Here is a 12,284-nt window from a genome sequence, read left to right as displayed (position 1 = left end):
GACCAGACTTTTTGCTGCGCGCGGCCCGGTGCAGGCGCGGCAGGCCGCCTATTGTAGCGGCGCCTCGTGACATCCGGGTATCGGCCGGCCCGTTGTAAGACTCCGCTTACATACCAGGCAGGGCAAGGACTTGGCCGCATTTCGGCCCGGAGCCGGTACAATCTTAGGTTTGGCCCCCTTACCCGTTTCCAGGAAAGCGTCATGTCGCAGCAGCAGCTCAGCTGGTTTACCGAGGCCCACCAGGCTTCGGGATCCTCCATCGGTTTCCGCGTCGAGCGCCTGTTGCACGCCGAGAAGACCCCGTTCCAGACGATCGAGATCTACCAGACCACCGACTGGGGCAACCTCATGGTGATCGACGGCTGCGTGATGCTCACCGGCCGCGACAATTTCCTCTACCACGAGATGATGACCCACCCGGCGCTGTTCACCCACGCCCGCGCCAAGCGCGTGGTGATCATCGGCGGCGGCGACTGCGGCACCTTGCGCGAGGTCCTCAAGCACGAGGAAGTCGAGACGGCCACCCAGGTGGAGATCGACGAGCGCGTCACCCGTCTCGCCGAGCAGTACTTCCCGGAACTGTGCGACGCCAACGACGACCCGCGCGCCGAACTCCTGTTCATCGACGGCATCAAGTACATGGCCGAGGCCGATCCGGAATCGATCGACCTCATCATCGTCGACTCCACCGACCCGGTCGGCCCGGCGGAAGGCCTGTTCAACGCCGCCTTCTACTCCAGCTGCTACAAGGCGCTGCGTCACGGCGGCATCCTGGTGCAGCAGTCGGAATCGCCGCTGGCCCACATCGAATTGATCAAGGCCATGCGTTCGGCCATGCGCACCTCCGGCTTCAAGGCCGTGCGCACCTTGCCGTTCCCGCAGCCGTGCTACCCCACCGGCTGGTGGAGCTGCACCATGGCCCGCAAGGACGGCGATCTCTCGGGCTTCCGCGAGCGCGGCGCCATCAGCAAGAACTTCGCCACGAAGTACTACAACGCCGACATCCACAAGGGCGCCCTGGCCCAGCCGGAGTTCATGCGCGAGGCACTGGGCGAATAAGCCCCCGAGTGGTGGTGGGAGCCGACCCTGTCGGCGATCCCGCGGCAGCGGGCCAGGGTTGAGGCAAGCACCCATCGCCGACAGGGTCGGCTCCCACCGAATAAGGGCCGGGTTCGGCCCTTCTTATTTCTCTACCTTGGCCGGCTCCCAGCCAGCGGGCGCCTCCGGCGGCATGCCGTAGGCACGTAGCGAAGCCAGGATCACGCTCATCTCCGTGCCGCCGCTGCGGGCCAGCGCCAGCAGCTTCTGCGCCGTGGCCTTGTCGCCCTGCGCCTGTATGTTGAGCTGGGCGAAACGCTGCATCTGCCAGACCAGGTTGAGCCGGGCGTTCTTCGCCGCCTGCTGGTCGGCCACGTCGGGCGACAGCGTCTCGCGCAGGTGCAGGCCGAGCGAACGCCCGAGCGGGCTGCTGCCCCACTCCAGCACCTTGGCCAGCTTCAGGCAATCGCCAACCACGCCCGCGTCGGACTTGTTGTCCTCGCAGTACTTGGCCGTCGCCTGGAATCCCGGCAAGGGTTGCGCACTGGCGAGACCGAAGACGATCACCATCTGCACGCCGGCAGCCCCCGCGCCTTGCAGCGGGTTATAGGTATCGGCCGGCGGGGGGAGCTGGCTCACCGAATTGGCCAATGCCTTCAGGCTGGCGCCGAGGTAATCGTCGTAGAGCTTGGCATTGGCGGCACGGGTGAGGTCGGCGCGCACGGCATCGCCGGCACCCGCATGCTCATCCATGCCCAGTTTCAGCAGCCACACGGCCGCGTTGTCCGGCGCCTGTTTCTCCAACACGCCCAGCGCATCGGTATTGGGGCAGGTACCGGCTTTCGCATCGCAGTCGGCCAGGCGGGCCCAGGCCACCTGAGGACCGGCGTCGGCATTGCGCGACGCGCGCTCGAGCAGGGCGTGGTAGGTCAGTACCTCGGGGGGATTCGCCAGCGGACGGGCCAGCAGGGCGGCGCCCAGCAACGGCTCGGCCTCGGTGCGCAGCGCGAGGACGCTGGCAAGGTCCTTCTGGAACTGCAACAACGCCTTGGTCGGGTCCTTCTGCACGACCGGTCCCTTGGCGGGACCCTTCGTCGCGCCGGGCCACGGCGTGGCCGCCATGACGGGCAGGGAAAGCAGGCCCGCTAGGGCCAGGGTCAGGACGCGGCATCCCCGCATGGGCCCATCTCCGTGAAATAAAACGACAAGCATACGGCTCCACCATGAACGGAAGCTGCGCCCGAACGATGCCATTCGCGGCAAGGTTGTTACTATCGGAAACCGCGCGGGGGGAACGCTGGCCCTTGGTCCGCATGACCGCACGACCCAATCCTGCGACAGAACAGGAGTTTAGAATGGATCAATTCGCCCTCTTCGCCAGCGAACGCGCTGGTTTCTTCGTTGGCTGGGGCACCCTGACGCTGATCAACGCCGGCCTTGCCCAGGGCAAGAACCGCGGCGGCTTGCTCTGGTGGGTGCTTTCCCTGTTCCTCGGCCCCCTGGCCACGCTGATCCTCGTGATCCTGCCGAAGGTACGCGCCAAGATGTTCTGAGGCGTGCGGCCCCGTGCGCCTACCACCGGCGGCCCGGGATGTGTAGGCTAGGAGTCCTCCCAAGGCAGGTGCTCGCGGATGCTTACGACGCTCGTGGCAAGCAGCAAGGGTGGTTGCGGCAAGACGACGCTGGTCACCCAGCTCGCGACACACTGGGCGCAGACCGGAAAGCAGACGGCCGTCATCGATGCGGACCGTCAGCACTCAAGCTTGCGCTGGGTCGGTCGCCGCCCTGAGAACGCGCCAGGCATTACCGCTATAGAAGGCAGCCGCAGGGCTTTCGACCGCCTGCCGGGCGACGTGCAGCGGGTCATCGTTGACACCCCCGCCGGCGTTGGCGAAAAAGACCTCGAACCCTATCTCGAACGCGCCGATGTCATCATCGTGCCCGTCCTGCCTTCCCATTTCGACCTGGATGCGACCCTCGACTTCCTTACGATGCTGCGAGGCATCAACCGGGTGAAGCGTGGGAAATTGCCGGTCGGCCTCGTAGGCAACCGCCTGAAGCCGTGGACCAATGCCAGCCAGGCCGCCATCGCCGAACTGGGCGAACGCGCTCCCTTTCCCGTCGTCGCGGAACTTCGCGACTCCCAAGCGTACGTATTGCTCACGGCGCTCGGTAAGGGCATCTTCGATTACCACTCGGAAAATGTACGCGGGCATCAGGAAGACTGGGCAAAACTGCTACGCTGGATAAAGCGCAGCACCTGAGCCGACCGGGGCCGCGTCATCGATCACGCCACCTTGTGGTGGCACAGCGGAGGACGGTACCCATGCGAGAACTCATCCTGTTGCGTCACGCGGAAGCGGAACCCGGCAAAGACGACAAGGACGACCGCGAGCGACGACTCACCGAACATGGCAAGAACGAAGCCCGCGCAGCGGGCGAATGGCTGTCATCGCATCGCGTCACCTACGACCGCATCCTCTGCTCCCCGTCCGAGCGAACGAAGGAAACCGCGGCGCTGGCCCTGGGCCAGGTAGAACCCTCTTACGAACCGGCGATCTACAACGCCACTCCCGGGGATCTTTTCGACCTGCTCGACCAGCACAAGGATGCGGAGCGGGTGGTCCTGGTCGGCCACAACCCGGGCATCGAGCAACTGGTGGCCTTCCTGGTCGATGGCCGCTCCGAGGACTACCGCGGCATGCCGCCCGCCGGCATGGCTCGTCTTCGCTTCGATGGCTCCCTTGAGCCAGGCAGGGCCAAGCTCGAGACATTCTGGTCCCCCCCGAACTGAGCCCGTCGAATGCGCCACCTGATGCCGGCGATCGCCATGCTCCTGGCGGCGGCGCCTTTGTCCGCCGCCGACCTGCGCATCGATCCCGTGCGTTCACGCGCCGAGTTCAGCGTACGCCTGCTCTGGGTGAGCACCGTATCGGGTAGCTTCGACGGCATCCGTGGCGACCTCGTCATCGATCGCGCGGCGCAGACCGCCGTGGTCAACGCCGACATCGACACCGAAAGCATCCGCATGGACTCGGCCCGTTTGCGGCGCTGGGTCCTTGCCCCGGAATTCTTCGACGCGAAGCACCATCCACGCATCCACTTCGAGTCGGACCCCACGGCCCTGCAATTGCTGAGCGAGGGTGGCGATGTGCAAGGCAAGCTCACCATGCGCGGCGTGACCCAGCCGGTGACCTTCCACTTGCAGGCCAACCGTTGCCCACCGGAGGCACTGGCCGGATGCGTACTGCAACTCCAGGGCATGATCGACCGCACCGATTTCGAGATGCGCGGGCGACGCGGGGCGTTGTCGGATCGCGTGAACCTGGGCATGGCCATCGTATTGACACCCCCTTAGGCAAGAGGGCCGGCCTGGCCGGCTCACGTGGCGTTGTCGAGGCTCGCCTATGATCTGCGCCATGCGCCGCCTTCCCACGATCCTGCTCCTTGCCACTGTCCTCGCCACCGGCGGCTGCTCCCTGTCGCGCACGCGCATACAGAAGGCCGATGCGGTGGTGACCCTCACCGTCGACCGGCAAGACACCTGCGACCCGGCCGACGCCAGCCATTGCGCGACGCCCTCCCCGCTCATCGACGCCGCCATCGAGGCCAACGCCGCCTCGACACCCACGCGTCCCGTGCATGTGGCCACGCTCCTGGAGGATGGCGAGAGCGCCATGGCGGCGCGCATCAACCTGATCCGCGCGGCGAGGAAATCCATCGACGTGCAGACCTATATCTGGGAGCAGGACGACGCGGGCAAGCTGGTTCTCGACGAACTGGTCCAGGCCGCGCGCCGCGGCGTGCGTGTACGAATCCTGGCCGATCAGCTGTTCTCGTTCCGCGACCCCGGCCTGCTCGCGGGGCTGGCCCGCGCCAGCGATCGCCTGGAGATCCGCCTTTACAACCCGACCTTCCACAGCGCCCGCACACCCCCCCTGGAGTTCGCCGCGGGCATCCTGTGCTGCTTCTACAAGTTCAACCAGCGCATGCACAACAAGCTGCTGGTGGTCGACGACCTCATCGGTATCACCGGTGGCCGGAACTACGAGGACCGTTACTTCGACTGGGACGAGACCTTCGACTACATCGACCGCGACGTCATGGTGGGCGGCCCCGCCGCGAAGGCGATGGGCGCGAGCTTCGAACAGTTCTGGACGCACAAGCGTTCCGCGCGGCTGACCCACTTGCGCGACGTGAATCGCGAACTCCTGGCCGACACCGACGATCCCCGGCACTGGAACGTCCCCATCTACGAACGTCCCGACCGCGTCGCGCAGATCGTCGCCGATGCCGAGGACCCCGTCTGGATCGAGGAACACCTCGGCCGGGCCTCCCTGCGCCTGAACCGCGTGGAGTATCTCTCCGACCTGCCGGGCAAGACCGACGAACCGAAGCGCCGCGAGGTACGCGCACTGACCCGCCACATCATGGGCCTGCTGCGCGAAGCCAAGAGCGAGATCGTGTTGCAGACGCCTTACCTGGTGATGAGTAAACCAGCGCAGAAAGTCTTCAGCGGACTACGCCAGCAGGAAGAACCGCCGCGCGTCGTGGTCTCCACAAACTCACTGGCCTCCACGGATGCCTTCGCCGTGTATGCGATGTCCTACAAACATCGCAAGCGCTACCTGACCGACTACGGCTTCGAAATCTATGAACTCAAACCGCGCCCCGCGGACAGCGATATCGACGAACTGGAAGGCCGCTCGACCGACGTGGCCACGCCGCCGCTGGCCGCACAGGACACCGGCAAGGGCAGGCGCGGGCGTGGTTCGTCGCACGGCGCCTCAGCCGGGCGCCCGGGACCCCCTTCGGAAGCGGCGAACTTCCTCGGTTTCGGCAGCCGTTCGGGGCGCGGCGCGCGCAGCCGGCCCGCACCGCTGCTGACCGCAGGCGTCCGTTTCGGCCTGCACGCGAAATCGATCGTGGTGGACGACACCTTCGCCATGGTCGGCACGCACAACCTGGACCCGCGTTCGGACCACTACAACACCGAGTCGGGCGTCATCGTCTACGACAAGCGCTTCGCCGACCGTCTGCGCGACTCGATCATGCAGGACACCCGGCCCGGCAACGCCTGGGTGATCGCGCCGCGGCGGAAGTCGATCCCGGTGTTGTCGTCGGTCAACGAATTCATCGGCGATGTCTCCGAGCGGTTGCCGTTCTTCGACCTATGGCCGTTCCGCTACGCCACCAGCTATGAGCTCAAGCCCGGCTGCATCCCCATGCGCTGGAGCGACCCGCGATTCTTCGAATGCTACGAACCGGTGGGCGACTTCCCGGAAGTGGATGTCTCGCTGAAGTTGATCTACACGCGGATGATCACGGCCTTCGGTTCGTCCGCGGCCGGCATCCTCTGAGCGACGAACCGCCATCCACCCTCGCTCAATACGTGCGGGTCAGCTCGAAGTTGACCGGCAGGTCGGCGGTATAGCGCGATGGACGGTCGGCGGCGGCGAAGCGCCAGCCGCGCACGGCGTCTTCCGCCGCACGGTCCAGGTCGATGTCCCCGCTGGAATGTCCGACGGTGACGCTGGTGACATCGCCTTCCGGCGTGACCGTGACGCTCAGGACCACCTTGCCCTCCCGCCCCGCGCGCAGGGCGGACATCGGGTAGCGCGGCGATGGCATGTAGACGGGCACGAGGGGCTCCGTCGCGGGAATCGGAGTCGTCGTTTGCACCGGAGCTACTCGCGGCCCGGGAATCCGCGCGACGGCATGGTGCGAACGCGACGCTGCATCCGCCACCGCCACCACCGGCGACGGCGCGATACGGGACACCGTCTTCGAGACCAGGGCGGGCGCAGCCGTTGGCAGGGTCACCTCGGCCAGACGGCGCGTCATGGGTGCGCGTTCGTAAGTCAGCGCCGTGAGCCAGCTGGTGCCGGCGATACCCATGACGAGGGCCAGGGCACTGAGCGATGTACTGCTGCGTAGTGTGAGCATGAGTCTTGCGCGGAAGGCATCAGGGCCGTTCGAGGATGGCGGTGACGCCCATGCCACCGGCCGTGCAGATGGAGATCAGGCCGCGACCCGACCCCTTCTGCTCCAGCATCTTCGCCAGGGTCGCGACGATGCGCGCACCGGTCGCCGCGAACGGGTGGCCGGCGGCGAGACTGGAACCGTTGACGTTGAGTTTCGCCGGGTCGATCGATCCCAGCGGGGCTTCGAGACCCAACCGGTTCCGGCAATAGTCCTCGCTCTCCCATGCACGCAGCGTGCAGAGCACCTGCGCGGCGAAAGCCTCGTGTATTTCGTAGAAGTCGAAGTCCTGCAGCGTGAGTCCGGCCTGCTTGAGCATGCGCGGCACGGCCACGGTCGGCGCCATCAGCAGGCCTTCGCCATGGACGAAATCCACGGCGGACACCTGGGCGTGCGTGAGGTAGGCCTGGATCCGCAGGCCGCGCGCGGCGGCCCATTCGTCGCTGGCCAGCAGCACGGCTGCCGCGCCATCGGACAAACCCGTGGAGTTACCCGCGGTGAGCGTGCCCTGGCCGCTGGTCTTGTCGAAGGCCGGCTTCAGCGAAGCGAGCTTCTCGAGCGTGGAATCGGCACGCAGGAAGCCATCGCGCTTCAGGCCCCGGAAAGGCACCACCAGGTCGTCGAAGAAGCCCGCCTCGTACGCGGCGCCCAGCTTCTTGTGGCTGGCGAGGGCCAGTTCATCCTGTTCGATGCGGCCGATCTTCCACTCCTTGGCCATCAACTCGCAGTGGTCGCCCATCGACTTGCCGGTGCGCGGTTCGGCCACGCCCGGGAACGATGGCTTCAGTTCCTTCAGGGCGAAACCGCGCGTGGCGACCTGGAACTTCTCCTTCAGCGTCTTCGCCCGGTTCAGGGCCAGCAGCCGCTTGCGCAACTTCTGGCCATAGACGATCGGCACGTCGCTGGTGGTGTCCGAGCCACCGGCGATACCCGCGTCGATCTGGCCCGTGGCGATCTTGTTGGCGATGAGGATGGTGTTGTCGAGCGAGGTGCCGCAGGCACGTGCCGTGGTGATGCCGGGCGTGGTGGGCGCCAGCCCCGACGACAGCAGGGCCTCGCGCGCGAGGTTCCAGTCCGAGGAGTGGCGGATGACCGCTCCCATCGCGACCTCGCCCAGTTCCACGCCGTGGAGGCCGAACTTCTCCACCAGGGACCCCAGCACCTTGACCGACATCCCGAAATTGCCGACATCGGCATAGGCGGTGTTGTTGCGGCAGAAGGGAATGCGGACGCCGCCGACCACACCCACACGCTTTTGCGTCTTATCCATGCTTGAGAAACGATCCAGACCGATGGGGATGCCACGGGGGCAAGCCGAAATGCGAAGACGAAGGGATCGCGGACGCCGACGATCGCCGACGAACGCGTATCGGCAAGGCTAACCCGCATCCCCGCCCGGCGAAAGCCCGACGTGCCCCGATGATAGAATTACGTTCCTTTGCCGTTCGGAAAAACCTGCCGTGAACGAGTCGCTGATCGCCTGCCCCGCCGTCCTGGCGCTGGAACTGGCTGCGGGCGAAGTGCCCGCCCGGCTGGAACTGACCCGGGACGAGGCGCAGGCCCTGGCGACCCTGGTGGCCGACGACCTGCGCACCCTGCTGCCCGGCGTGGAGGCCTCGCGCTTCGCCCTGGCCGGCGCCCTGTTCGACGGTGTCGAACTGCTCAGGCCCGGTTTCCCCGTGTTCACCACGCTGGAAGAACTGGCCCGGCGCATTCCCCGCGTGACCACCGCGGGCGGCGTGGTGGCCTTCGGCACCCATGATGGCCACATGCCGGCCCAGCCGCTGGTGCCCGATACCCGCTATGCCGGCGGGCCGATGCGCCTGGTCCCATGGATGCTGCTGGCGCCGGAAGACCTGGCCGCGGAACTCACGGCACGCATGGAAGTGGAACTGGTGGGCCGTGGCGAAGCCGGCGCCGCCACCGCCGACTTCCTCATGCGCACGCTGGGCATGCGCCTCGAACACGCGCGCTACCTCAGCCGCGACGACCTGCTGGCGCTCACCTGCGTGCAGTACGAACACGTGAACCTGGCCCCGTTGTGGACGATGCTCGAAGCCGCCCTGCTCACCCCCTACAAGGAAGAGACCGCACTGGGCTCGCGCGGCCTTCCGCTGCATTACGCCGAGGGGCGGGTCGGCATCCCCGGTCCGGCCGCCTGGTTCGCCCGCGCCGGGGCCCAGCGGGAAAACCCCGCCCACGAATTCGCCGGCACCCTGTTCGAGCTTCGCCAGTACGCCGCGCTGCTCGCGGCGCACCACGTACCCCTGCACCTCCAGGGCCAGCCCGCGCAAACCGCCGGCTACCTGATCGAGCCGGTCGCCGACGCCGATCCCGCCCTGCCTGCGCCCGCGATCTACGCGCACGAGGCACCCGGTCTGGGCATGGCCGCGCTCACGGTGGCCCAGCCGGCGGCAGGCAAGGCGCGCATCCTGGCCCACGGCTACCCGCTGGCGCCCGATGCGCTGGCGCCGCTGCTGGACACCCTGGCCGGACGCTATGCGACGGAGCACGAGGTCCATGCCCTCGGCCGCGTGCTCCTCGACGCGGATGGCGCGCTGTCGGCACCCGCGCCAAGCCTGCATTGAAACTCGCGTTTTCCCGAATCGTTCGATATACGCGGGCCAGGGTGACGGATTAGAGTGGGTCGACGTCCTTACGGCGACCGCATGCCCGCTTCCGCCCTCCCCGCGAACGCTTCACCCTCGGACTGGTCCGCGTACCTGCTGGAACGCGCGCCGGCGATGATCGCCTACGTCGATACATCCCTGTGCTACCGCTATGCCAGCCCCGCCTACCTCGCCTGGATGAACATCCAGGAAGACGACGTGGTCGGCCGGCGCATCGACGAACTGATCTCGCCCGATCTCCACGCAAGCATCGAACCGGACCTGTGCGCGGCCCTCGCCGGGGCGCCGGTCGTGGCCGATCGCGCCATCGCCCACGAGGATGGCAGCCGCCATGCCCAAGCCACCTTCTCGCCCGACATCGACGCGCTGGGCAAGGTACGTGGCGTGGCCATCCTGCTTGCCGACATCTCCAGCCGGCGCGAACTCGAGGCGCGGCTGAAGGAAAGCGAGCGGCGCTTTTTCCAGGCGTTCCGCTACGCCGCCATCGGCATGGCGCTGGTGCTCCCCGACGGACGCTGGCTGCAGGTGAACGACGCGCTGTGCGCCATGCTGGGGTACGACGAATCCGAACTGATGATGCGCTCGTTCCAGGAACTCACCCATCCCGACGACCTCGCCGCCGATCTCGCGCTGGTCGGGAAGCTGCTCGCGGGCGAGAGTCTGTCGTACCACATGGAGAAGCGCTACCTGCACCGCGACGGACACGTCGTGCATGCACAGCTCAGCGTGTCCCTCGTGCGCGACGAGCATGGCGAGGCGCTGTACTTCATCTCGCAGGTGCAGGACATCAGCGAGCGCAAGGCCTTCGAGGAAGCCCTGTTCCGCGAACGCGAGCTGGCCGAGGTCACGCTGAAGTCGATCGGCGACGCGGTGATCACCACCGATCCGAATCTGGTCGTCACCTCGCTCAATCCCATCGCCGAAGCGATGACCGGGTGGTCCAGCCACGAGGCCGTGGGCAGGCCGATGGACGACATTTTCCAGCTGCGCGACCCCCTCACCCGGCGGCCGATACCCAACCCGCTGATCATGGCGGTGGACAAGAACAGCATCGTCGGGCTCACCACCGATGCGATCCTCGTTCATCGCAACGGCTTCGACAGCCCCATCGAGGATTCCGCCGCTCCGATCCACGACCACGCCGGCAACGTGATCGGTGGCGTGGTGGTGTTCCATGACGTGAGCGAGACCCGCGCACTCGCGCTGAAGATGGCCCACCTCGCCCACCACGACACCCTCACCGGCCTGCCCAACCGAGCCCTCCTCACCTCACGCATGGAGTTCGCGGTGACCGTGGCGGCACGGCGCCACCAGCGCGCGGCACTGCTCTTCGTCGATGTCGACCACTTCAAGCAGATCAACGACACCATGGGGCACGCCGCGGGCGATGTCCTGCTCCAGGAGATCGCCCGACGCATCCGTGCCTCCGTGCGCACCGACGACACCGTGAGCCGCCTGGGCGGCGACGAATTCGTGGTGCTGCTGCCGCAGATCGAAGGTCCGTCCGATGCGAGCGCCGTGGCGGAAAAGGTACTGGCCGCCTGCAGCCAGGCCGTCGGCGTGGACACTTCCGCGTTGACGATCAGTTTCAGCATCGGCATCAGCGTGTATCCGGACGACGCGATCGACGCCGAGTCGCTCCTGCGCAACGCCGACACCGCGATGTACGAGGCGAAGATGCAAGGCCGCAACGGCTACCGTTTCTTCAATCCGCACATGAACGAGCGCAACAGCGCGCGCGTGCGCATCGAGGTGGAACTGCGCAAGGCGCTGGCGCGGAACGAACTCAGCCTGTACTACCAACCCAAGGTCGATGTCAGTCTCGGCACGATCGTCGGCGCGGAGGCGCTGTTGCGTTGGCAAGTGGATGGCGAGGATGTCTATACGCCGGAACAGTTCATCCCGGTGGCGGAAGACTGCGGCCTGATCGTTCCCATCGGTGAATGGGCGCTGCGCGAGGCCTGTGGCCAGGCCGAAGCATGGACACGCCTCCACCGGCCCCTATCGGTATCCGTGAACGTCTCCGCCTTGCAGTTCCAGCACACACGCTTCTTCGAAGCCCTGCGCGGCATCCTCACGGAAACCGGCCTGCATCCCACGCTGCTCGAGCTGGAGCTGACGGAGCGCACGGTGATGGAAGGCGGCGACCACATCGCCAACCTGCTACGCAAGATCAAGTCGCTGGGTGTCTCGTTGAGCCTGGACGATTTCGGCACGGGCTATTGCAGCCTGTCCTACCTGAAGCATTTCCCGATCGACACGCTGAAGATCGACCGCGCCTTCATCCGCGATGTCGCCTGGGACAACGACAGCGCCGCCATCGTGAGTGCGATCATCACCATGGGCAAGGGCATGAACAAACACGTGCTCGCCGAAGGCGTGGAAAGCATGGAACAGGCCAGCTTCCTCGACTCGGTCGGCTGCTCGCAGATGCAGGGCTTCCTGTTCGGCAAGGCCATGACGGTGCGCGATTTCGAGGAGCGCATCTCGGCGGTGGATACCGGTGACCCGCGTGTGCCGGTGGATTGAGGGGCATCGCCGCTGAAGCGGCTCCCACAAAGGCTTACATGCCGCGGCGGGTGGAGCGGTTCTGGTGGGAGCCGACACTGTCGGCGATTCAAGGCCCCAGCGCCG

11 protein-coding genes are annotated in these 12,284 nt (G+C 66.6%); 8 read left to right on the top strand and 3 right to left on the bottom strand.

What is annotated here, in order from left to right; genetic code table 11:
* Positions 1–201: 201 nt before the first annotated feature.
* Complete coding sequence (gene speE, locus J2T07_RS08120; protein WP_306848856.1) at positions 202–1,059, top strand: polyamine aminopropyltransferase; 858 nt, start codon at positions 202–204, stop codon at positions 1,057–1,059.
* Positions 1,060–1,182: 123 nt separating this feature from the next.
* On the opposite strand, the gene J2T07_RS08115 is transcribed toward speE, so the two are convergent.
* A complete protein-coding gene (locus J2T07_RS08115) occupies positions 1,183–2,217 on the bottom strand; it encodes a hypothetical protein (RefSeq protein ID WP_306848855.1) in 1,035 nt (344 codons plus the stop codon).
* Between the two features lie 176 nt (positions 2,218–2,393).
* Here J2T07_RS08115 and J2T07_RS08110 point away from each other — a divergent pair, with 176 nt between their 5' ends.
* The 5 genes from J2T07_RS08110 (at position 2,394) to J2T07_RS08090 (ending at position 6,398) form a co-directional block, all read left to right on the top strand.
* The gene (locus J2T07_RS08110) at positions 2,394–2,591 is read left to right on the top strand and encodes an antitermination protein NusB (protein ID WP_306848854.1); all 198 of its coding nucleotides are present in this window, start codon (positions 2,394–2,396) and stop codon (positions 2,589–2,591) included.
* A gap of 78 nt (positions 2,592–2,669) precedes the next feature.
* Entirely contained in the window at positions 2,670–3,302 is a 633-nt protein-coding gene (locus J2T07_RS08105; RefSeq protein ID WP_306848853.1) for a ParA family protein, read from the top strand.
* 62 nt (positions 3,303–3,364) lie between these two features.
* A complete protein-coding gene (locus J2T07_RS08100; protein WP_306848852.1) occupies positions 3,365–3,832 on the top strand; it encodes a SixA phosphatase family protein in 468 nt (155 codons plus the stop codon).
* Positions 3,833–3,841: 9 nt separating this feature from the next.
* A complete protein-coding gene (locus tag J2T07_RS08095; protein ID WP_306848850.1) occupies positions 3,842–4,396 on the top strand; it encodes a YceI family protein in 555 nt (184 codons plus the stop codon).
* Positions 4,397–4,457: 61 nt separating this feature from the next.
* Positions 4,458–6,398, top strand: a complete 1,941-nt coding sequence (locus tag J2T07_RS08090) for a phospholipase D family protein (protein ID WP_306848849.1) — start codon at positions 4,458–4,460, stop codon at positions 6,396–6,398.
* Between the two features lie 25 nt (positions 6,399–6,423).
* Here J2T07_RS08090 and J2T07_RS08085 read toward each other — a convergent pair whose 3' ends face one another.
* Both J2T07_RS08085 and J2T07_RS08080 read right to left on the bottom strand, forming a co-directional pair.
* The gene (locus J2T07_RS08085; RefSeq protein WP_306848848.1) at positions 6,424–6,984 is read right to left on the bottom strand and encodes an energy transducer TonB; all 561 of its coding nucleotides are present in this window, start codon (positions 6,982–6,984) and stop codon (positions 6,424–6,426) included.
* Positions 6,985–7,003: 19 nt separating this feature from the next.
* Positions 7,004–8,290: an acetyl-CoA C-acetyltransferase gene (locus tag J2T07_RS08080; RefSeq protein WP_306848847.1), complete on the bottom strand. Its 1,287-nt coding sequence runs from the start codon at positions 8,288–8,290 to the stop codon at positions 7,004–7,006.
* Positions 8,291–8,480: 190 nt separating this feature from the next.
* On the opposite strand from J2T07_RS08080, the gene J2T07_RS08075 reads away from it, so the two are divergent.
* Positions 8,481–9,608: a hypothetical protein gene (locus J2T07_RS08075; RefSeq protein ID WP_306848846.1), complete on the top strand. Its 1,128-nt coding sequence runs from the start codon at positions 8,481–8,483 to the stop codon at positions 9,606–9,608.
* A gap of 81 nt (positions 9,609–9,689) precedes the next feature.
* Entirely contained in the window at positions 9,690–12,179 is a 2,490-nt protein-coding gene (locus J2T07_RS08070; RefSeq protein ID WP_306848845.1) for a sensor domain-containing protein, read from the top strand.
* Positions 12,180–12,284 lie beyond the last annotated feature (105 nt).

It is taken from the genome of Luteibacter jiangsuensis, from assembly GCF_030812295.1.
GTDB lineage: Bacteria > Pseudomonadota > Gammaproteobacteria > Xanthomonadales > Rhodanobacteraceae > Luteibacter > Luteibacter jiangsuensis_A.
The sequence above is the reverse complement of the archived record's forward strand: the minus strand, read 5'-3'. Positions and strand labels throughout refer to the sequence as shown.

What these genes read in the sequence shown, in the direction of transcription:
- speE (WP_306848856.1), top strand. Translation starts at nt 202, where the DNA reads ATGTCGCAGCAGCAGCTCAGCTGGTTTACCGAGGCCCACCAGGCTTCG.
- J2T07_RS08115 (WP_306848855.1), bottom strand. Translation starts at nt 2,217, where the DNA reads ATGCGGGGATGCCGCGTCCTGACCCTGGCCCTAGCGGGCCTGCTTTCC.
- J2T07_RS08110 (WP_306848854.1), top strand. Translation starts at nt 2,394, where the DNA reads ATGGATCAATTCGCCCTCTTCGCCAGCGAACGCGCTGGTTTCTTCGTT.
- J2T07_RS08105 (WP_306848853.1), top strand. Translation starts at nt 2,670, where the DNA reads ATGCTTACGACGCTCGTGGCAAGCAGCAAGGGTGGTTGCGGCAAGACG.
- J2T07_RS08100 (WP_306848852.1), top strand. Translation starts at nt 3,365, where the DNA reads ATGCGAGAACTCATCCTGTTGCGTCACGCGGAAGCGGAACCCGGCAAA.
- J2T07_RS08095 (WP_306848850.1), top strand. Translation starts at nt 3,842, where the DNA reads ATGCGCCACCTGATGCCGGCGATCGCCATGCTCCTGGCGGCGGCGCCT.
- J2T07_RS08090 (WP_306848849.1), top strand. Translation starts at nt 4,458, where the DNA reads ATGCGCCGCCTTCCCACGATCCTGCTCCTTGCCACTGTCCTCGCCACC.
- J2T07_RS08085 (WP_306848848.1), bottom strand. Translation starts at nt 6,984, where the DNA reads ATGCTCACACTACGCAGCAGTACATCGCTCAGTGCCCTGGCCCTCGTC.
- J2T07_RS08080 (WP_306848847.1), bottom strand. Translation starts at nt 8,290, where the DNA reads ATGGATAAGACGCAAAAGCGTGTGGGTGTGGTCGGCGGCGTCCGCATT.
- J2T07_RS08070 (WP_306848845.1), top strand. Translation starts at nt 9,690, where the DNA reads ATGCCCGCTTCCGCCCTCCCCGCGAACGCTTCACCCTCGGACTGGTCC.